Origin of the sequence: Propionivibrio dicarboxylicus (genome assembly GCF_900099695.1) — a bacterium.
Classification (GTDB): Bacteria; Pseudomonadota; Gammaproteobacteria; order Burkholderiales; family Rhodocyclaceae; genus Propionivibrio; species Propionivibrio dicarboxylicus.
In genome coordinates this window covers 113,239-134,045 of the sequence record NZ_FNCY01000007.1, presented here as the reverse complement: position 1 = coordinate 134,045, position 20,807 = coordinate 113,239, and the positions used below count along the sequence as shown (strand labels likewise).

Genomic DNA, 20,807 nt, shown 5'->3' with positions numbered 1-20,807 from the left:
GGCCGTCAAGCCCGGCCGATCCAGTCGTTCAGGCAGTAGCGGGCGCTGTCGATCAATTCGCCGGCGGTCAGCCCGACCGGGCCGAGGCCTTCGTCCACGAGCCGATCCGCCGCGGCGCCGTGCAGATGCACGCCGCCGGCCAGCGCCGCGTCGGCGTCCCATCCCTGCGCCAACAGGGCGACGATGATGCCGGTCAGCACGTCGCCGCTGCCGGCGGTAGCCAGTCCGGGATTGCCGTTGGCATTGATCCGCCACTGTCCGTCGGGATGTGCCAGGACGGTGCCGCAGCCCTTGAGGGCGACGAGGGCGTTGAAGCGCTCGGCGATTTCCTGGGCGGCGCCGATGCGGTCGGACTGGATCGCCTCGACGCTGCGTTCGAGCAGGCGCGCGGCTTCGGCCGGGTGCGGCGTCAGCAGTGTCGGCGCCTGGCGCAGGGCGACGGCGACCGGCAGATCGCATTCACGGGCGAGCAGGTTCAGCGCATCGGCATCGAGTACGAGCGGGATGTCCTGGCGCAAGGCCGCGACCAATTGTTCCTTTGCGGCGATCGAGGTGCCGAGGCCGGGGCCGCAGGCCAGCGCGCTCATTGCGGCGTCATGGAGCGCGTCGGGCCGGCGCAGCATCAGTTCGGGCTGGCAGGGGTCGAGCGCCGGTGCCTGCGCGTCGAGCAGCGCGACGTACACGCGGCCGCTGCCCAGGCGCAAGGCGGCGCGGGCGGCGAGCAGGGCGGCGCCGGTCATGCCGGGGGCGCCGCCGAGGATGCCGGCATTGCCGTAGCTGCCTTTGTGGCTGTTGCGCCGGCGCGGCCTGAGGTGTGCGGCGAAGGCGTCGATGCCGACGAGGCGTCCGGCCGCCGGGGCGATCGCCTCGGCGTCGAGGTCGAGCGCGGCGACACGGCAGTTGCCGCAGCAATCGGGGCCGTCGCCGGTGAACAGCCCCGGTTTGGCGGCGATGAAGCTCAGCGTGTGACTGGCGCGGATGACGGCGCCGCGCACGACGCCAGTATCGGCGTCGAGTCCGCTCGGGCAATCGAGTGCCAGCAGCGGGCAGCCGTCGCGGTCGGCGAGAGCATTGGCGCTGTCGATGAGCCCGGCATAGGGGCCGGTGATGTCGCGGGTGAGGCCGATGCCGAACAGGCCGTCGATGATCAAGGACCAGTGCCGTTGCGGCGAAATGGCGTGACGGATGCGGCCGCCCTCGGCGAGGAAGTGCTTGCAGGCGGCTGCGGCGTCGGCCGGCAGGCGCTCGGGGTCGCCGGGAAAGACGAGTTCGACGTCGAAGAAAGCGGCGCGCAACCGCCGTGCCGCGTCGAAGGCGTCGCCGCCGTTATTGCCGGGGCCGGCGAGGACGAGGATGGCGCCACCGTTGTCGCACAGTTGGCTCGCCCAGTCAGCGGCGGCGCGTCCGGCGCGCTGCATGAGCTTCTGGTCGGCGGCCGCGCTTTCGATATGGCGCAGATCGGCGGAACGATAGAGCGGGAGGGCGGTGTCGAAGGTCATGGCGGGCGCCGGCATGGCAATGTAATGCGAGGATATTACCGCGTTCTGGCGCGGGTCCGACAGCAGCTTGACCTGGCGTTTCTGCATCTACAATGAAAGTGACCGGGGGCCGCGCTCGCGGTCCCATCGCAGTGACCCAACGCCGTTCCGGAGGATGACATGAAGATCTTGCTGGTGGACGATTCACGTTCTGCGGCCGTCGTCTTCGCCGAGCGGCTGCGGGCTTTCGGCAACGAGGTGGCGGTCGCCCATGACGGGCGGGAGGGCATCGAGCAATTCCAGCGTTTTGCGCCCGACCTCGTCCTGATGGACATCGAGATGCCGGTGATGGACGGTTTCGAGGCGACACGTCAGATCCGCGCCTTCGAGGCGGCGAAGCAATGGGCGTGGACGCCGATCCTCTTTCTCACCTCGGTCGGCACTGACGATAACGTCATCGCCGCGATCGAGGCCGGCGGCGACGAGTTGATCGCCAAGAACGTCCCCGAGCGTGTGCTGCGCGCCAAGATGATGGCGATGACGCGGATCGCGACGCTGCGCCACGAGGTGATCAAGGCCAACCGGCAGTTGGCCGAGGATGTCCGCCTGCGCGAGTTGGCCGAGGCCGAACTGGCGTGTCGCTGCGACGAGTTGTCGGAGGTCAATACCAAGCTGGCGCGCGTTCAGGGACAGTTGATCCAGAGCGAGAAGATGGCCAGCATCGGTCAGTTGGCGGCCGGCGTGGCGCATCAGGTCAATACGCCGATGGCTTTTGTGCACGCGACGATCGGGACCTTGCTGCAGGATGTGCAGCAGTTGCTTGACCTCGTCGGCGCCTATGAGGAAGTCACGGCGGACCTGCCGCCGGAACGCCTGGCCCGCGTCGCCGCGTGTCGCCGCGACGTCGATGTCGCGCGCCTGGCGGCGGATGCCGAGCGCCTGGGGCGCGAGTCGCGCGAGAACATCGAACGGGTGCGCAAGATCGCCCACAGTCTGCGCGAGTTTGCCCAGACCGGGGCGTCCGGCCGTTGGCGCCTCGCCGACCTGCATCGCGGCATCGACGCGACGCTCGAACTGCTCGGCAGCGAAGTCAGCGACAAGGCCGACGTCATCAAGCAGTACGGCGAACTGCCCGAGGTCGAGTGTCTGCCGGAGCAGCTCAATCAGGTCTTTATGGCGCTGCTCGTCAACGCCGAGCATGCCTTTGGCAAGGCGCGCGGACAGATCACCCTCCGTAGCGGCGTCGGCAAGGACAGCGTCTGGGTCGAGTTCGCCGACAATGGCTGCGGCATGCCCGACGACGTGCGCCGGCGCATCTTCGATCCTTTCTTCACCACGCTGCCGGCCGGCAAGGGCCTCGGGCTCGGCCTCTCGCTCTCCTACGGCATCATCCGCAGCCACGGCGGGACATTGGGGGTCGATAGCGCCGTCGGACGCGGTTCCCGCTTCCGCATCACGCTGCCGGTGCGGCAGGGCGCTGCGGGCTAGAGGGGGCGCAATCAACCGCTTGGTACTGGCACGCGCCCGACCGGGTCATTCGTCCTCGTCGTCCTCTTCCTGTGCCGGCGCGCTCGCCGCTTCAGGCGCTGCCTTGGGCGCGGCCGTCGGCGTCTCGGCCGGGCGGGCCTCGGCGACCGGCGTCGTGTTGAAGATCATCTGGCCATCGGCGGTTTGCCGGTCCTCGGCGAAGCGGCCTTCCCAGCGACCGCCGTCGGCATAGGTGAGCCGTCCCTGGCCGTCCTTGACACCGTTCTTCCATTCGCCCTCGTAGCGCCAGCCGTCCTTCGACCGGTAGGTGCCCTGGCCATGGAAAAGGCCGCCGACCATGTCGCCTTCATAGACGTCGCCGTCGTCGAAGGTGGTCTTGCCGCGCCCGTTCTGGGCGTTGTCGCGCCAGTCGCCCTCGTAGCGGAAGCCGCCGTCCTTGCTGACGAAGCTGCCCTTGCCGGTGCGCAGGCCGCCAGCCAGCGTGCCTTCGTAGCTGTCGCCGTTGCGCCATTCGACGCGGCCCTGCCCGGCCGGCAGGCCGCTTGGTTGCTCGAAGCGGAAATCGCCGATGTAGGTGGTGTCGCCGACGGAGACACGCTTGCCGAGCGCGGCGGCCGTCGGTGCGGCGGTGGGCGCGATGCTGTACGTGCCGGCACTGGCCGTCTGGATTGCGGCGGGAGCGGGAGGCGTGGGAGGAGCGGTATCGGTGGCCGGCGTCGGTTCCGCTCCGGGGGCCGGCGCGCGGGTCGGTGCCGTGGCGGTCGGGGTTGATGAAGGCGATGCCCGCAGCAGCGTCAGCGGTACGCTGGCGGCAGCGGCCGGGCTTGGCGCGGCGCTGGCGACCGGTTCGGCGAGGCCTTCGCCGGAGGGCTGCACGGTCAGTTCGGCGAGCGCGTTGGCGCCCTGCGGCGCGCGTTGCGCCAAGCCGACATAGACGGCGCCGCCGGTGAGGCGGATCGGAACGATGGTGAACGCGCCGGCGATGTCGACTTCGGTGCGATAGCTGCCGGCGTTGGTCTGGAACTCGATGCTGCGGCGGCCGTGTGGCAGGCGGCCACGGGCGATCGAGATGCGTTCGGGCAGCATGCGCCAGTTGCGGTCGTCGGCCTGCTCGGTGGCGACCGAAGCGACCTTGGCGATCAGCCCGGCCAGCCAGTGCGCCTTTTCCGCCTGGTCCTGCACCAGCGACTTGAAGCCGGCGCGGATGACGGTGCGCAGGATGGTGCCGGGCATCTGGTCGCGGATCATGCGTCGCGCCATGGTGTCGATGTTGGTCAGCGTCTCCACCGGCAGCGCCTGGTCGACGAGTTTGATCGTCGGCGGCACCAGGACCTTGGGCGAGGATGTGACCACCGGGAAGGACAGTGGCGTGACGATGGTGCCGCGCTTGCGCGGGATTGGAATCGGGATGTTGAGCGAATCGATGCTCGGCGCAAAGCCGGTTTCGATGACGAAGAGCACTTCGGACTGGCCTTCCGGCAGCGGTTCGCGGCCGATGTTTTCGAGCGCCCTAAGGATCATCCGGCTGTTCGGCGCGAGTTGCAGCGCGTTGCGGTAGCCCGGTTCGGCGAGCGAGGACTCGTTGGTGACCTCGAAGAAATAGCCGGCGAGGTAGTGGGCGAAAGCGTTCTGGAAACCGTTCTTGAGTTCGCGCACTTCCGGGGTGTCGATTTCGGCCATCGGGTAGCCGTCGAGCTTCTTGATCTCGCCGTTGCCTTCCTTTTCGTTTTCGGCGGCAAGCGCGTCGTATTCCTTTTCCCGGAACGACTCGATCAATTTTTCGCGCTCGTAGGTCTTCTTCATCTCGATGCGCGCGTTGTCGAAGTGACCGAGCATGATGTGGGTCAGGGTCAGCCGCGTCGACAGCATCACCTTTTCATAATCCTGACCGTCATAGCGGCGCGTCTTGTCGCTGATGAGATAGCTGCCGATGTCACCGAAGAGTTTCGAAGGGTTGGTGCGAAATTCGTTTTCCCAGGCCTGGATGATCTCGTCGCCCTTCATCCAGATGTCGCGGCTGGCCAGGTAATTGTTGCCGAGGCTGAAGAGTTCGCCTTTCTCGAAGAAGTAAAGGATGTCCTTGTCGTTGTCCTCGTTGTTCTTCTCGAGATGGGTGACCGCCTGCTTGAGCACTCCGTCGCGCACGTGCTTGACCGAGACGGCGAGTTCCTCGTCATAGTTGCGCATGATTCCCGCATTGGCGGCGAGCGGCAGGCCGGCGAGCGCGGCGGAGATCAGCACTGCCGGCAGCGTTTTCCTGAGCGTGGCGGCAGATGTCATCGGGCATTCTGTCTTCATGATCCCTCCCGGCTGTCATGCAACGGTGGCTTTTTTTCTCAGATTAACCCAATTGTGTCAGCGGTCAACGACGGGGCGGTCCGGGAGGCTCTCGGCTATAATGTCGAATTCCCGTTGTTTTCGTGCGGATTTCCGCTTTTTTCCTGGTAAACCATGGCCGACATCCTTTTCTTGCGCGGGGCGCCCGCTTTTTCGAACTTCCGGCTGCAGGGCTTGCAGCAACGTATCGCGGCCGTCGTGCCGGGCGCCGTGTGTCGCAGCGCCGAGTTCTGGCATTTCGCCAAGCTCAAGCAAGCCTTGACCCCCGAGGCGCGCCAGCAATTGGCGGCGCTGCTCGAGGAACGTGCGCCCGAGGCGGCGCCGGCAGGGGCGCTCTTCCTGGTGACGCCGCGCGTCGGGACGATTTCGCCGTGGTCGTCGAAAGCCACCGACATCGCCTGGAACTGCGGTCTGGCGGCGATCGAGCGCATCGAGCGCGGCATCGCCTTCCGCCTCGACGGCGTGCCAGCGGAGCGTCGTGCCGACGTCTCGGCGCTGCTGCATGACCGCATGATCGAGACGGTGCTCGGCGATTTCGACGCGACCGCGGAACTCTTCCGCCACTTCGCGCCGAAGCCGATGACGAGCGTCGATCTTCTCTCCGGCGGTCGCGCCGCCCTGGTCGAGGCCAATACCCGCCTGGGCCTGGCGCTCTCCGAGGACGAAATCGATTATCTCGTCGACCTTTTCGTGACGCGCACCGGCCGCAACCCGACCGACGTCGAGTTGATGATGTTCGCGCAGGCCAACTCCGAGCACTGCCGGCACAAGATCTTCAACGCTTCGTGGATCATCGACGGCGAGGCGAAGAAGGAAACCTTGTTCGGCATGATCCGCGAGACGCATGCCGCGCACCCCGAAGGCAACGTCGTCGTTTATTCGGACAACTCCTCGGTCTTCGAGGGAGCCTCGGTCGATAAGCTCCAGCCCGATACCGCCGGCGTCTATCGCTGGAAGGAAGACCTGACCCACATTCTCACCAAGGTCGAGACGCACAATCACCCGACGGCGATCTCGCCTTTCCCCGGCGCCGCCACCGGTTCCGGCGGCGAAATCCGCGACGAGGGCTCGACCGGGCGTGGCTCCAAGCCGAAGGCCGGCCTCTGCGGCTTCTCGGTTTCAAACCTCTACCTGCCCGAGGCGATGCAGCCCTGGGAAAGCGAGAGCGCCGGCTATGGCCGTCCGTCGCGCATCGCTTCGGCGCTGTCGATCATGCTCGACGGCCCGATCGGCGCCGCCGCCTTCAACAACGAATTCGGCCGTCCGAACCTCACCGGCTACTTCCGTACCTACGAGCAGCGTGTCGGCACCGGCAATGACGGCGTCGTGCGCGGCTATCACAAACCGATCATGGTCGCCGGCGGCGTCGGCAATATCGCCGACAGCCAGGCCTTCAAGGTACCGACCTTCGCGCCCGGCACGCTACTGATCCAGCTCGGCGGTCCCGGCATGCTGATCGGCCTCGGCGGCGGTGCGGCCAGTTCGATGAGCACCGGCACCAACGCCGAAGACCTCGATTTCGCCTCGGTACAGCGCGGCAATCCGGAAATGCAGCGCCGTGCCCAGGAAGTCATCGACCGCTGCTGGCAGATGGGCGCGCCGCAGGGCGACGCTGCGCAACCCGGCGACGGCAACCCGATCGTGTCGATCCATGACGTCGGCGCCGGCGGCCTCTCGAATGCTTTCCCGGAACTCGCCCATGGCGGCGGTTGCGGCGCGCATTTCGAACTGCGCGACGTGCATATCGAAGAGCCGGGCATGTCGCCGGCCGAAATCTGGAGCAACGAGTCGCAGGAACGCTACGTGCTGGCGATCCCGCCGTCGCGCCTGCCGGAATTCGAAGCGCTGTGCGTGCGCGAGCGCTGTCCCTTCGCCGTCGTCGGTACCGCTACCGATGACAACCGCCTGATCGTTGCCGATCGTCATTTCGGCGACAAGCCGGTGGACATGGACATGGACGCGCTGCTCGGCAAGCCGCCGCGCATGACGCGCGACGTCGGCCGCCTGCCGAGTGTCGCCGTGCCCTTCGATGCGACCGGCGTCGACCTCAAGGATGCGGCCTATCGCGTGCTGCGTCTGCCGACCGTGGCCGACAAGACCTTCCTGATCTCGATCGGCGACCGCTCGGTCGGCGGCATGACGGCGCGCGACCAGATGGTCGGACCGTGGCAGGTGCCGGTGGCCGACGTCGCGGTGACGACGATGGGATATCGCACGCTGCGCGGTGAAGCCTTCGCCATGGGCGAGCGCACGCCGGTGGCCGTGCTCGACGCGCCCGCTTCGGGCCGCATGGCGGTCGGTGAGGCGCTGACCAACGTCGCCGCGGCGCGTATCGCCAAGCTCGGCGATGTCAAACTCTCGGCCAACTGGATGGCACCGGCCGGCGTACCCGGCGAGGATGCGCGCCTGTTCGATACGGTGCGCGCGGTGTCCGATCTCTGCCAGACGATCGGCGTTTCGATCCCGGTCGGCAAGGATTCGCTGTCGATGCGGACAGCATGGGAAGACGACGGCGAAGCCAAGGAAGTGGTGGCGCCGCTGTCGCTGATCGTCAGTGCCTTCGCGCCGGTGCAGGACGCGCGGCGCACGCTGACGCCGCAGCTCAAGGTCGAGGGCGAAACCACCGATCTGTTGGTGATCGACCTCGGCGACGGCCGGAATCGTCTCGGCGGTTCGGCGCTGGCACAGGTCTTCAACGCCACCGGCTCGGAGGTGCCCGACGTCGATGCGCCGAAAAAGCTCGCGGCCTTCTTCAGCATCGTCCAACGGCTCGCCGCCGACGACATGCTGCTCGCGTATCACGACCGTTCCGACGGCGGCCTTTTCGTCACGCTTGCCGAGATGGCGTTCGCGTCGCGTTGCGGTATCGCCGTCGATATCGGCGATCTCTGCGACGGTTCGCCCGACAGCCCGGTGCGCGCGCTCTTCGCTGAAGAACTCGGCGCCGTCGTGCAGATCCGCCGCGCCCAGCGCAACATCGTCCAGGCCGCCTTCCAGACCGCCGGCATCGCCGCGACGCTGCTCGGCGCGCCCGATCGCAGCGGCATGGTGCGCATCAACTGCCGCGGTGCGGCGCTGTTCGCCGAGCAACGCGTCGACCTGCATCGCGCCTGGTCGGAAACGAGTTTCCGCATGCAGTCCCTGCGTGACAATCCCGAGTGCGCGCAGCAGGAATACGATCGCCTGCTCGATGCCGACGACATGGGACTGACGGTGAACCTGTCGTATGCGCCGGCCGAGGATGTCGCCGCGCCGTTCATCGCGACCGGTGCCCGGCCGCGCATGGCGATCCTGCGCGAGCAGGGCGTCAACAGCCAGATCGAAATGGCAGCGGCCTTCGACCGCGCCGGCTTCGACGCTGTCGATGTGCACATGAGCGACATTCTCTCGGGCCGCGTTTCGTTGGCCGGCTTCAAGGGCGCGGTCGCCTGCGGCGGCTTCTCCTACGGTGACGTGCTCGGCGCCGGCAAGGGCTGGGCGCGGACGATCCTCTTCAACCCGCGTGCGCGCGACGAGTTCTCGTCCTTTTTCGGCCGCGGCGATACCTTCGCCCTCGGCGTCTGCAACGGCTGCCAGATGATGAGCGCATTGAAGGACCTGATCCCCGGCGCCGACGCCTGGCCGCGCTTCGAGCGTAACCGCGTCGAGCAGTTCGAGGCGCGCTTCACCATGGTCGAGATTCCCGATTCGCCCTCGCTGTTCTTCGCCGGCATGGCCGGCAGCCGCATGCCGATCGTCGTTTCGCACGGCGAAGGTCGCGCCGAGTTCGATTCGGTGGCGCAGCAGGCCGGCGCGCTGGTGGCGATGCGCTATCTCGATAATGCCGGTCGGGTGACCGAGGTCTATCCCTACAACCCGAACGGTTCGCCGGCCGGTATCACCGGCGTGACGACGGCCGACGGCCGCTTCACGATCATGATGCCGCACCCGGAGCGCGTCTTCCGTACCGTCCAGATGTCCTGGCATCCGGAAAGCCTCGGCGAGGATTCGCCGTGGATGCGCATGTTCCGTAACGCGCGTCGCTGGGTCGGCTGACCCGCTGCGCGCCATGGCCGGGGCCGTCGATCCGCTCGTGCGGCGCGCCCTCGATCCGACGCACAGCGTCGTCGTCGAGGCCTGCGCCGGCAGCGGCAAGACCTGGCTGCTGGCCTCGCGCATCGTCCGCCTGCTGCTCGCCGGCGTCGCCCCCGGCGATATCCTGGCGATCACCTTCACGCGCAAGGCGGCGCGCGAAATCGAGGAGCGCGTCGTCGGCTGGTTGCGGCAGCTGGCGACCGGCGAAAGCGCCTTCGTCGATGCCTTTCTTGCCGAGCGCGGTGTCGATCCCGATACCGCGACGCGCCGCACGGCGCGCGGCCTCTATGAGCTTGTCCTGACGGCGCAGCCGCGCCTGGCGGTCAGCACTTTCCACGGCTGGTTCCTGCAACTCGTCGACGCGGCGCCGCTGTCGGCCAATCTGTCGGGCGCGACGCTCGTCGACGCCGATTCGCGTTTTTTCGACGAACTCTGGCAGTCTTTTGCCGCCTCATTGCAGAAGGACGTGCAGGGCGAACTCACGCAGCGTTTCATTGCCTTGCTCGATACCGCCGGCCTCGACGCGACGCGCCGACTGTTGCGCCGCGCCTTCAACCGTCGCAGCGAATGGCGCGTGCTCGCCGACGATCCCGCCCGGATCGAAGGCCGGGTGGTGGACGCGTTGCAGGCGCTGCTTGGTGCCGGTGACCCTGGCGAAGCGCTGGCAGCCTGTTTCGCCGGCGATTGGCAGGGCGAGGTGCAGGCCTGTCTCGGCTTGCTCGAAATGAGCGAAACGGCGACCGACGCGCGTTGCGCGGCGGCCCTGCGCGCGGCGCTCGACAGCGGCGATGCGGCAGAGCGTTTCGACCTGCTCTGTTCCGCCGTGCTGACGAGTGCCGGTACGCTGCGCAAGCGCGAACTCAACAAGGCGGCCGAGAAGCGCTTCACGCCGGCCGGCGCCGAGCGGCTCGTCACGCTGCATGCGCGTCTCGGTGCGTGGCTGATCGACTGCGCCGAGCGCCGCACGGCCGAGCGCATCCTCGCCTTCAACCGCGACGCCTGCGCCGTCTTCGCCGCATTCCTGGCGCATGTCGATGCCTTCAAGCAGGCGCGCCGGCAGATCGATTTCGTCGATGCCGAATGGGCCGTGCTGCAACTCCTGCGCGACGATATGACAGCGGCGTTCCTGCAGGCGCGGCTCGATGCGCGTTATCGCCATGTCCTGCTCGACGAGTTCCAGGACACCAATCCGCTGCAGTGGCAGATCCTGCGGGCCTGGCTCGACGCCTACAGCGACGGCGCGCGTCCCGGCCTCTTCCTGGTCGGCGATCCGAAGCAGTCGATCTATCGTTTCCGGCGCGCCGAACCGCGCCTGTTCGCCGTTGCCAGCGAGTTTCTCGTGCGCGAGTTCGGCGCCGTTCGCTGCGAACAGGATGTGACGCGACGCAACGCGCCGGCGGTGATCGACGTCGTCAACGCGCTCTTTCTCGACGACCCCGTCTTCCAGCCCTTCCGGCGTCAGGCCTCGCTGGCCGGCCCGGTGCCGGGGCAGGTCGAGTTGCTGCCGCTGTTCGGTCATGACGAGACGGAAACAAGCGATGCCGAGGACGGCGAGCAGGACATTCGACTGCGCGATCCGCTGACCGAACCGGCCGTGATCGCCGAGGATCGGCGTCGCGCGCTGGAAGCCGATGCGCTGGCCGCGCGCATCCTGGAAATCGTCGGCCGCGACGGCGAGGCCTGGCAGATTCAGGTTGCCGGCGCACCCGGCGCGCCTGCCGCAACGCGTCCGGCGCGCTATGACGATATCCTGATCCTGGTGCGCACCCGCACCGGCCTGGCGTTGTACGAACGTGCGCTCAGCGCCGCCGGAATTCCGTTTGACGCGGCCTCGCGCGGCGGGCTGCTCGAAGCGCTTGAAGTCGCCGACATCATGGCCTTGCTGGCCGTGCTGGTGACGCCGTCCGACGACCTGCACCTGGCGCAGGTGCTGCGCTCGCCGCTGTTCGCCTGCGACGATGACATGCTCATGCGACTGGCGGCGCGTACGGAGACGGGTTGGTGGGTGCGTCTGCATGCCGAGGTCGGCGATACAGTGCCGCCGCAACTGGCGCGCGCCTCGCGGTTTCTGCTGGCCTGGCAGGCGGCGGCCGGGGTGTTGCCGGTGCATGACTTGCTCGATCGCATTTTTCATCAGGGCGAGGTCATCGCCCGCTACCGGCAGGCCGTGCCGGCGGCGATGGCGGCGGGGGTCGAAGCCAACCTGCGCGAACTGTTGCTGCTCGCGCTCGATCTCGATGGCGGTCGCTACCCGAGCCTGCCGCGTTTCATCGACGCGCTGCGCGAATGGCGCGATGCCGACAGCGGCGACGCGCCTGATGAAGGCGTCATTGCCGCCGACGGCGCCGCGACGGGCCGTGTGCGCATCCTGACGATCCACGGCGCCAAGGGGCTGGAGGCGCCGATCGTCTGGTTGCTGGGAGCGCATGCCGCGCCGCGGCCGCCCGATCCCTGGGATGTGATTGTCGATTGGGCACCGGAAGAGATGGCGCCGCGTCATTTTTCCTTCTTCGGACGCAAGGAGGATCGCGGCGTCGCGCGCCAGCCGATCTTCGACGCCGAGGCGGGGGCTGCGGCGCGCGAGGAACTGAACCTGCTCTACGTCGCGATCACGCGGGCGCGCCAGGTCTTCATTGCCAGCGGCATCGACAATGCGCGGGCTGGCGACACCACGCCATATCGGTTGATCGAGGCGGCGATCGGACGGCTGGGCGGCGCGCTCGTTCATGGCGATTCGCTGCCGCGCGGAGCTGCTGTCGTGACGCCGCCGGCGCCGCCTGCCGACGTGCCGGTGCCGGCCTTGCCCGCTATCGGCGAACGGCGCGAGGCGATGGATGCGGCCGAGCGCTTCGGCGTGCTGCTGCACGCGCTACTCGAACGGCGTACGGCCGGCATCGAGACGCCCGGCTGGTGGCGGGCGCTGGGTTTCGTCGAGAGCGATTTCCGGCGTGTCGATGCGGTCGCGCAGCGCATTCTTGCCGAGCCGGCCTTGCGCCGTTTTTTCGATCCGGCCTGTTTTGTCAGCGCCTGGAACGAAGTCGACGTGACCGGCGGCGATGGCCAGTTGCAACGCATCGACCGGTTGGTCGAGGTGGACGGCGTGTTGTGGGTGCTCGACTACAAGAGTTCGGGGCGTGCGACCGGGCGACTGGCGGTCTACGAGGAACAGGTGCGCGGCTATTGCCGCATCGTCGCCGCCGCCTTTCCCGGTCGACCAGTACGCGGCCTGCTGATCTTCGGCGATGCGGACTTTCTCGACGTGGCCAACGACTAGCCGTCAGCCGGAAAAGCGCAAGCGCCGGCTTTGATTCATCGGTCGAATCGACTACCATTTCAGCTTTGGTGAAAACCGCGACGACAATTGGATAACGAGTCCTCTGGGGGGCAGGTGGATAAGATTTGGCTGCAGAGCTATGAACCGGGGGTTCCGGCGGAAATCGATCCGGCCGCGTATGCGTCGCTGATCGATCTCTTCGAGCAAAGCGTCGCGCGCTATCGCGACCGCACCGCCTTCATCTGCATGGGGGCGCGCATCAGCTACGGCGAGCTTGACCGCCTCTCGCGCGATTTCGCCGCGTATCTTCAGTCGGTGCTCAAGCTGGAGCGCGGCGAGCGCGTCGCGATCATGCTGCCGAACGTCCTCCAGTATCCTGTTTGCATGCTCGGTGCCTTGCGCGCCGGCTGCGTCGTGGTCAACTGCAATCCGCTTTACAAGGCGCGCGAACTCGAATACCAGCTGCGCGACTGCGGTGCCACGACGATCGTCATTCTCGAGAATTTCGCGCGCACCCTGATGAAGGTCGTGCGCCGTTACCCGGTCGAGCATATCGTCATGGCGCGGCTAGGCGACATGCTTGGCGCCAAGGGGCCAGTCGTCAATTTCGTCGTCAAGTATGTCAAGCGCGTCGTGCCGAGCTGGCGGCTTAGGAACGTCGAGCCTTTCCGCCAGGCGATGGCGCGCGGTCGTGCCGCGTCCTTCGCGCCGGTCGAGGTCGGGCGCGACGACATCGCCTTTCTGCAATATACCGGCGGCACCACCGGCGTTTCCAAAGGCGCGATGCTCACGCACGGCAACATGCTTGCCAATGTCATTCAAGTGCATGCCTGGGTGAGACAGCATGTGACCGACGGCGAGGAACTGGTGGTGACGGCGCTGCCGCTGTATCACATCTTCGCCATGACGGCGAACTGCTTCCTCTTCATCCGCCTGGGCGGCACCAACCTGCTGATCACCAATCCGCGCGACATTCCCGGTTTCATCAAGGAGCTGGCGAGAACGCCCTTCACCATCATGACCGGCGTCAACACGCTGTTCAATGCGCTGCTCAATCACCCGAAGTTCGCCGAACTCGATTTCTCGCGCGTCAAGGTGACGCTCGGCGGCGGCGCGGCGGTGCAGCGCGGCGTCGCCGAACGCTGGAAGAAGCTGACCGGCCTGACGCTGATGGAGGGCTACGGCCTGACCGAGGCGTCGCCGGTGGCGGCGATCAACCCCTTTCATGGCACCGAGTACACCGGGGCGATCGGCTTGCCGGTACCGTCGACCGAAGTCGCCATCCGCGATGACAGCGGCAATGACGTGGCGCTCGGCGAGCGAGGCGAATTGTGCCTGCGCGGGCCGCAGGTGATGAAGGGCTATTACCGCCAGCCCGAGGAAACGGCCAATGTCATGACGCCGGACGGCTTCCTGCGCACCGGCGATATCGCCGTCATGGACGAGCGCGGCTTCATCCGCATCGTCGATCGCAAGAAGGACATGATCCTGGTGTCGGGATTCAACGTCTATCCCAACGAGATCGAGGATGTCCTCGCCATGCACGACGGCGTCGTCGAGGCGGCGGCGATCGGCGTGCCTGACGAACGTACCGGCGAGACGGTGAAGATTTTCGTCGTGCGGCGCGACGCAAGCCTGACGCCGAAGGAATTGCTGCGTCATTGCCGCGAATTCCTCACCGGTTACAAGGTGCCGAGCCAGATCGAGTTTCGCACCGAGTTGCCGAAGACGAACGTGGGCAAGATCCTGCGCCGCGAATTGCGCGATGGCGCCGCCGCGACGAAAGAAGCGCTGTGAAATGGGGTGGCCTGCCTCTTTTTTCGGCAACGATGCCAAGTGTCTGGCGGCATTCCGGATTTTTCGACCGGGCACATGCCGCCCACAGACTTATGCACAGATTCTGTGGGAAAGCGTCGACATGATGGATGAGGTCAGATGATGTGGAAATCGGTGGCGGCGATTGCCGTCGGATCGGCGCTCGGCGCGCTCCTGCGCTGGTACCTGGGCAACAAGCTCAACAGCATGTTCCCGTCGGTGCCGCCAGGGACGCTGGCGGCCAACCTGATCGGTGCCTATGTCATCGGCGTCGCCATCGCCTTCTTCGCGACCTTTGCCGCGATTTCGCCGGAATGGCGCCTGCTGCTGATTACCGGTTTTTGCGGCGGATTGACGACCTTCTCGACCTTCTCGGCCGAGGTGACCCTGTTGCTGCAGCAAGGTCGGATGGTCTGGGCCTTCGGCGCCATCGCCGTGCACGTCGTCGGCTCGATCGCCATGACCTTCGCCGGCATCGGCACGGTGTCGCTATTCAAGAACCTATGATCCGGAACGGGAGCGTGTGATGACAGGTGAATATCTCAGGCTTTATCTCGATGAAAAACGGCGTCATCACGGCGTGCTTCTCTGGGAATGGCTGCTCGAGCAGGCCAATGCCATCGGTATCGGCGGCGGTTCCGCGTTTCGCGCCATTGGCGGCTTCGGCCGGCATCATGTGCTGCACGAAAGCCAGTTCTTCGAGTTGGCCGGGTCGACGGCGATCGAGGTCGAGTTCATCGTCGATGCGAAGGAGGCCGAAGCGATGATGGCGCTGGTGCGTGACGCCGGCATCCGCGTTTTCTATGTGCGCGTCCCGGTCGAGTTCGGTGTCATAAATGCCGATGAAAAGGACGATGGCACGTCGAAGGAATCGGGCAAGCATTAGATTTCAAAGTGTTTTGTTATATACTTGTACTTTTGTAAGTCAGCAGAAACTTTTGTTCAACTACTGTTCATGGGATGAAAAATGGCCAAGGTCGTTAAAGCAGCACCCGCTAAGAAAGTCGCTCCTGCCAAAAAACCCGCCGCTGCTGCCAAGAAGGCCGCAGCCGTGAAGACCGTCGCCGCCGCCAAGAAGGCCGCGCCGGCGAAGAAGACCGCTGCCGTGAAGAAGGTGGCCGCGCCGAAGAAGGCCGCCGTTGCGAAGAAGGTTGTTGCCGCCAAGAAAGTTGTCGCCAAGAAGGCCGTTGCCAAGAAGGTTGTTGCCGCCAAGAAAGTCGTGCCGGCGTTCGTCAAGATCAGCAAGGTGGTCGGTCGTCAGATCCTCGACTCGCGCGGCAATCCGACCGTCGAAGTCGATATCGTGCTGAGCAACGGTTTCCTCGCGCGTGCCGCGGTGCCGTCGGGTGCCTCGACCGGCGAATTCGAAGCTTGCGAACTGCGCGACGGCAACAAGAAAGTCTACCTCGGCAAGGGCGTGCTCAAGGCCGTCGAGGCCGTCAATGGCCCGATCGCCAAGCTGCTCAAGGGCAAGAATCCGCTCAACCAGCGTGAACTCGACGACGCGATGATCGCGCTCGACGGCACCTCGAACAAGGCGAAGCTCGGCGCCAACGCGCTGCTCGGCGCGTCGATGGCGATCACCGTCGCTGCCGCCAATGTCAGTGGCATGCCGCTGTGGAAGTACATCGCCAAGCTGCACAAGAACAAGGAATTCGTGCTGCCGACGCCGATGGCCAACATCATCAACGGTGGCAAGCATGCCGACAACCTGATCGACTTCCAGGAATTCATGATCATGCCGGTGGGCGCCAAGACCTTCTCGCAGGGTCTGCAGTGGATCACCGAAATCTTCCACGCGCTCAAGAGCATCCTCAAGAAGGGCGGCCACGTGACCGCCGTCGGTGACGAAGGCGGCTTCGCGCCGAACCTCTCGAACGACGAGGCGCTCGAAGTCATCATGAAGGCGATCGACGCCGCCGGCTACAAGGCGGGCAAGCAGATCGCCATCGCGCTCGACTGCGCGTCGTCGGAGCTGTTCGACGAGGGCGGCCGCCAGGGCTACAAGTTCTGGAAGTCGAACCCCGAGAAGCTGTTCACGGCCGACGAAATGATCGCCAAGTACGAAGAGTGGTGCCAGAAGTACCCGATCGTCTCGATCGAGGACGGCCTCGACCAGAACGACTGGGAAGGCTACGTCAAGTTCACGCAGGCGCTCGGCAAGAAGGTGCAGATCGTCGGCGACGACTTCTTCGTCACCAACCCGGGCCGCCTGAAGAAGGGTATCGACATGGGCGCCGCCAATTCGATCCTGATCAAGGTCAACCAGATCGGCACCGTGACCGAGACGCTGGATGCCATCAAGCTGGCGCAGAAGGCCGGTTACGGCGTGATCTCGTCGCACCGTTCGGGCGAAACCGAGGACTCGTTCATTGCCGACCTCGCCGTCGGTACCGGCGCCGGCCAGATCAAGACCGGCTCGCTGTCGCGCACCGATCGTATCTGCAAGTACAACCAGCTGATCCGCATCGAGGAGCAACTCGGTGCCAAGGCCATCTACAAGGGCCTGAAGTCGATCAAGGGCGCTGGTTTCTAAGCAAGACGCAGTCATTTCCCCCGAATCGGGGAATACACGAGGGGCATCGCCGGGCGATGCCCCTTTTTTTCGCTGCTTGCCGCCGCGATGGCTTGCGCGGGAGGTGGGGGGGAGTGCGACAATGCGCCTATGGCGATCGACTGCCTGCGAGCGGCAGGCGCGATCTATCGAGGGCAAATGAGTGAGAGGCGTGGCGATGTCTTCCGGCGTATCCCGTGTGCTTGACGTGTTGAGGCGGTCGTGGCGTTCGCTGCGTACCAAGACGATCGTCGTGACGCTGGCGATCTTCGTTGCCGGGATCTGGTCGCTCACCTTCTATGCCAGCCACTATCTGCGCGGCGACATGGTGCGTCTGCTCGGCGAACAGCAGTTTTCGACGGTGACGCTGGTGGCCGACCGGGTCAATCACGAATTCGAGGACCGGGTGACAGCGCTGGAGGAAGTGGCGCACCAGGCCTCGGCCGCGATGCACGACGGGCCGGCGGCGATGCAGGCGCATCTCGACCGCTGGAAGGATATCGAGACCAAATTCAACGGCGGCACCTTCGCGACCGGTGTCGACGGCGTTGCCATCGCCGCGGTGCCGCGCGCACCCGAGCGGGTCGGCGTCGATTACAGCGATCGCGAATACACGCGCATCGCCTTGCGCGAAGGACGTCCGGTGATCGGCGACCCGATCGTCGGCCGGACGCTCAAGGTGCCGGTGATCGTCGTCGCCGTGCCGATCCATGACCCGGACGGCAAGATTACCGGCATGCTGGCCGGCGTGGTCAACATGGAAAAAGACAATTTCATCGACCAGATCACGACGGCGCAATACGGTCGCACCGGAGGCTATCTGCTGGTCGTGCCGCGCCTGCGCCTGGTCGCGACGGCGACCGACAAGAGCCGCGTCATGGAGGCGTTGCCGCCGCCGGGACACATCGCCCTGATCGACCGCTTTATCGAAGGCTACGAAGGCTTTGGCGTCACCGTCAATCAGCATGGTCGCGAAATGCTGGCGTCGGCGAAGCGGATTCCCGCTGCCGGCTGGTATGTGGCCGCCCTGCTGCCGACCGACGAGGCCTTCTCGCCGATCCGCGAGATGGAACGGCGGATCGTCATGGCGACGATGTTCCTGACGCTGCTGGCCGGCTCGCTCATCTGGATCTTCCTCAAACGCCAGGTGGCGCCGCTGATCGAGGCGACCGAGGCCTTGCAGAGCTTCTCGCCGGCGGCGGGCGAGGAGCAGCCGCTGCCGGTGGTGCGCGACGACGAAATCGGCCAGCTGGTGACCGGCTTCAACACGTTGCTGCAGAGTCTCGGCCAGCGCAAGACGCTGCTGCGCCAGATTCTCGACACCTCGAGCGTGGGGATTTTTCTCGTCGATCTCGACGGCTGCATCACCCTCGCCAACCGGCGCATGCACGAGATGTTCGGCTATCCCGACGAGGAGCTGGTCGGGTGCCAATATGTCGATCTCATCCATCCGAGCGAGCGAGAGGTCGGACGCATGCGCATGCTCAAGCTGCTGGCCAGCGAGATCACCGCGGTCGATACCGATCGCCTCTACTGGCGCCAGGACGGATCGCAATTCTGGGGGCATCTCAACGGCCGCAGCCTGGTCGATGCCAACAACGTACGCCAGGGGCTGGTCGGCGTTATCGCCGATATCGATGCGCGCAAGCAGAGCGAGCAGCAGTTGCAGCTCGCCGCCAGCGTCTTCTCGCACGCCCGCGAGGGCATCACGATCACCGCCGCCGACGGCACGATCATCGACGTCAACGAGGCCTTCACGCGCATCACCGGTTACCGCCGCGAGGAAGCGCTCGGGAAGAATCCGCGCATCATAAAATCCGAACATCATCCGCCCGAATTCTATGCGGCGATGTGGCGCGATCTCATCGAGGCGGGGTTCTGGTCCGGCGAAATCTGGAATCGGCGCAAGAACGGCGAGTTGTATCCGGAACTCCTGACGATCAGCGCCGTGCGCGATGACAGTGGCAAGACGCTGCATTACGTTGCGATGTTCACCGACATCACGCCGATGAAGGAGCACGAGGAACAGCTGCGGCAGATGGCGCATTACGATCTGCTGACGACGCTGCCGAACCGGGCGCTGCTCGCCGACCGCCTGCAGCAGGCGCTGTCGCAGGCGAACCGGCACAAGCGGCGCGTCGCCGTCGTCTGTCTCGATCTGGACGGCTTCAAGGCGGTCAATGACACCTACGGCCACAAGGTCGGCGACGACCTGCTCGTCGCCTTGTCGAGCCGCATGCGCCAGACCCTGCGCGATGTCGATACGCTTGCCCGCATCGGCGGCGACGAGTTTGTCGCGGTCATCTCGGACCTTGGTGACAATGCTGATTGCGTGCCCTTGCTCAACCGGCTGCTCGATGCCGCCGCCCAGGCGCACACTGTCGATGGCATCGTCCTGCAAGTGACCGCCAGTCTCGGCGTCACCTTCTACCCGCAGGCCGAGGAGGTCAATGCCGATCAGTTGATGCGGCAGGCCGACCAGGCCATGTACCAGTCGAAACTGCTGGGCAAGAACCGCTATCACATCTTCGACCAGGACCTGCACCGCAGCGTCCGCGATATCCACGAAAGCATCGAGGAAGTGCGCCGGGGCCTCGCCGCCGGCGATTTCGTGCTCTATTACCAGCCGAAAGTCAGCATGAGCAGCGGCGCCGTCGTCGGTGTCGAGGCGCTGATCCGCTGGCGGCATCCGTCGCGCGGTCTCGTGCCGCCGGGCCAGTTTCTGCCGGTGATCGAGAACCAGCCGCTGGCGATCGAACTGGGTGAGTGGGTGATCCGCTCGGCGCTCGCGCAACTGCAGGCATGGCAGGCCGGGGGCGTCGAACTGGCGGCCAGCGTGAACGTCGGTGCGCGCCAGTTACAGCAGCGCGACTTCGCGCAGTGCCTGCGCGCCATTCTCGCCGAGTATCCCGATGTCGTTCCCGAGCGACTCGAGATCGAGATCCTCGAGACCAGCGCGCTCGAGGACATGGCCGGCGTGTGCCGGATCATCGCCGAGTGCCAGGAATTCGGGGTGAATTTCTCGCTCGACGATTTCGGCACCGGCTATTCCTCGCTGAGCTATCTCAAGCGCCTGTCGGTCAATCAGCTCAAGATCGACCAGAGCTTTGTCCGCGACATGCTCGAGGACCCCGACGATCTGACCATCCTCGAAGGCATGATCAGCATGGCCGGCGCGTTCCGCAAACAGGTCATCGCCGAAGGCGTCGAGACGGTCGCACACGGGCGCCTCCTGCAGCAGCTCGGCTGCGATCTGGCGCAAGGCTACGGCATCGCCGTGCCGATGCCGGCCGCCGACATCCCCGGCTGGATCGCGACCTGGCGTCCCGATCCGCAGTGGCTCGGCGTCCGGGCGTTGCGGCGCGAACATCTGCCGCCGCTGTTCGCCATCGTCGAGCACCGGGCCTGGGTGGCGGCGTTGGCAGCCCATGTGGGCGGCCAGGGCGATGTGCCGGTCCATGATCATGGCAAATGCCGACTATCGCAGTGGCTGAGCGCGACACAGGCTGCGCATCCGGCTTTGGACGGGCGTCTGGCCGAGCTTGAATCCTGTCATCAGGCGGCCAATGAGCGCGCCGCGGCGATGCTCGACGCGTACCGCGACGGCCGCGGCGGCGACGTCGAGGCACATCTGGGCGAACTGAAGTCGCTGGCCGATCGGCTCTTCGAGGGATTTAATGCCTTGATGCAGGTGATTGATTAAATGCCTGTTTCGGCGGTGTCTGCGATCCCCGTCCGAACAGGCGTCCGGGCAGCAAAACCATCAGCATAAGCGCGATGAACAGCG

At 65.9% G+C, this 20,807-nt stretch carries 10 protein-coding genes; 8 read left to right on the top strand and 2 right to left on the bottom strand.

Annotated features, from left to right (window positions below; translation table 11 throughout):
• Positions 1–5 precede the first annotated feature (5 nt).
• Positions 6–1,499, bottom strand: coding sequence for an NAD(P)H-hydrate dehydratase (locus tag BLR25_RS10190; protein ID WP_091937354.1), 1,494 nt, complete (start codon positions 1,497–1,499; stop codon positions 6–8).
• Positions 1,500–1,658: 159 nt separating this feature from the next.
• Here BLR25_RS10190 and BLR25_RS10185 point away from each other — a divergent pair, with 159 nt between their 5' ends.
• On the top strand, positions 1,659–2,966 hold the full coding sequence (locus tag BLR25_RS10185) for a response regulator (RefSeq protein ID WP_091937221.1): 1,308 nt from the start codon (positions 1,659–1,661) through the stop codon (positions 2,964–2,966).
• A 45-nt stretch (positions 2,967–3,011) separates the two neighbouring features.
• On the opposite strand, the gene BLR25_RS10180 is transcribed toward BLR25_RS10185, so the two are convergent.
• Positions 3,012–5,264, bottom strand: coding sequence for a hypothetical protein (locus tag BLR25_RS10180; protein WP_091937219.1), 2,253 nt, complete (start codon positions 5,262–5,264; stop codon positions 3,012–3,014).
• 153 nt (positions 5,265–5,417) lie between these two features.
• Between BLR25_RS10180 and purL the strand changes: the two genes are divergently transcribed.
• From purL to BLR25_RS10140, 7 genes are all read left to right on the top strand, one after another.
• Positions 5,418–9,338: a phosphoribosylformylglycinamidine synthase gene (gene purL / locus BLR25_RS10175; RefSeq protein ID WP_091937217.1), complete on the top strand. Its 3,921-nt coding sequence runs from the start codon at positions 5,418–5,420 to the stop codon at positions 9,336–9,338.
• 13 nt (positions 9,339–9,351) lie between these two features.
• Positions 9,352–12,651 carry a UvrD-helicase domain-containing protein gene (locus BLR25_RS10170; RefSeq protein WP_091937215.1) on the top strand — a complete coding sequence of 1,100 codons (3,300 nt, stop codon included), beginning with the start codon at positions 9,352–9,354 and terminating at the stop codon, positions 12,649–12,651.
• 114 nt (positions 12,652–12,765) lie between these two features.
• Positions 12,766–14,448, top strand: coding sequence for a long-chain-fatty-acid--CoA ligase (locus tag BLR25_RS10165; RefSeq protein ID WP_091937213.1), 1,683 nt, complete (start codon positions 12,766–12,768; stop codon positions 14,446–14,448).
• Positions 14,449–14,586: 138 nt separating this feature from the next.
• Complete coding sequence (gene crcB, locus BLR25_RS10160) at positions 14,587–14,973, top strand: fluoride efflux transporter CrcB (RefSeq protein ID WP_218122696.1); 387 nt, start codon at positions 14,587–14,589, stop codon at positions 14,971–14,973.
• 19 nt (positions 14,974–14,992) lie between these two features.
• Positions 14,993–15,352 carry a DUF190 domain-containing protein gene (locus BLR25_RS10155; protein ID WP_091937212.1) on the top strand — a complete coding sequence of 120 codons (360 nt, stop codon included), beginning with the start codon at positions 14,993–14,995 and terminating at the stop codon, positions 15,350–15,352.
• 81 nt (positions 15,353–15,433) lie between these two features.
• A complete protein-coding gene (gene eno / locus BLR25_RS10145; protein ID WP_218122695.1) occupies positions 15,434–17,002 on the top strand; it encodes a phosphopyruvate hydratase in 1,569 nt (522 codons plus the stop codon).
• A 196-nt stretch (positions 17,003–17,198) separates the two neighbouring features.
• A complete protein-coding gene (locus tag BLR25_RS10140) occupies positions 17,199–20,723 on the top strand; it encodes an EAL domain-containing protein (RefSeq protein ID WP_091937210.1) in 3,525 nt (1,174 codons plus the stop codon).
• The last annotated feature ends 84 nt before the right edge of the window (positions 20,724–20,807 follow it).

Bases quoted from the DNA above. Each gene is read 5' to 3' on its own strand.
- BLR25_RS10155 (WP_091937212.1), top strand. From the start codon at position 14,993: ATGACAGGTGAATATCTCAGGCTTTATCTCGATGAAAAACGGCGTCAT.
- eno (WP_218122695.1), top strand. From the start codon at position 15,434: ATGGCCAAGGTCGTTAAAGCAGCACCCGCTAAGAAAGTCGCTCCTGCC.
- BLR25_RS10180 (WP_091937219.1), bottom strand. From the start codon at position 5,264: ATGAAGACAGAATGCCCGATGACATCTGCCGCCACGCTCAGGAAAACG.
- crcB (WP_218122696.1), top strand. From the start codon at position 14,587: ATGATGTGGAAATCGGTGGCGGCGATTGCCGTCGGATCGGCGCTCGGC.
- BLR25_RS10170 (WP_091937215.1), top strand. From the start codon at position 9,352: ATGGCCGGGGCCGTCGATCCGCTCGTGCGGCGCGCCCTCGATCCGACG.
- purL (WP_091937217.1), top strand. From the start codon at position 5,418: ATGGCCGACATCCTTTTCTTGCGCGGGGCGCCCGCTTTTTCGAACTTC.
- BLR25_RS10185 (WP_091937221.1), top strand. From the start codon at position 1,659: ATGAAGATCTTGCTGGTGGACGATTCACGTTCTGCGGCCGTCGTCTTC.
- BLR25_RS10190 (WP_091937354.1), bottom strand. From the start codon at position 1,499: ATGACCTTCGACACCGCCCTCCCGCTCTATCGTTCCGCCGATCTGCGC.
- BLR25_RS10140 (WP_091937210.1), top strand. From the start codon at position 17,199: ATGTCTTCCGGCGTATCCCGTGTGCTTGACGTGTTGAGGCGGTCGTGG.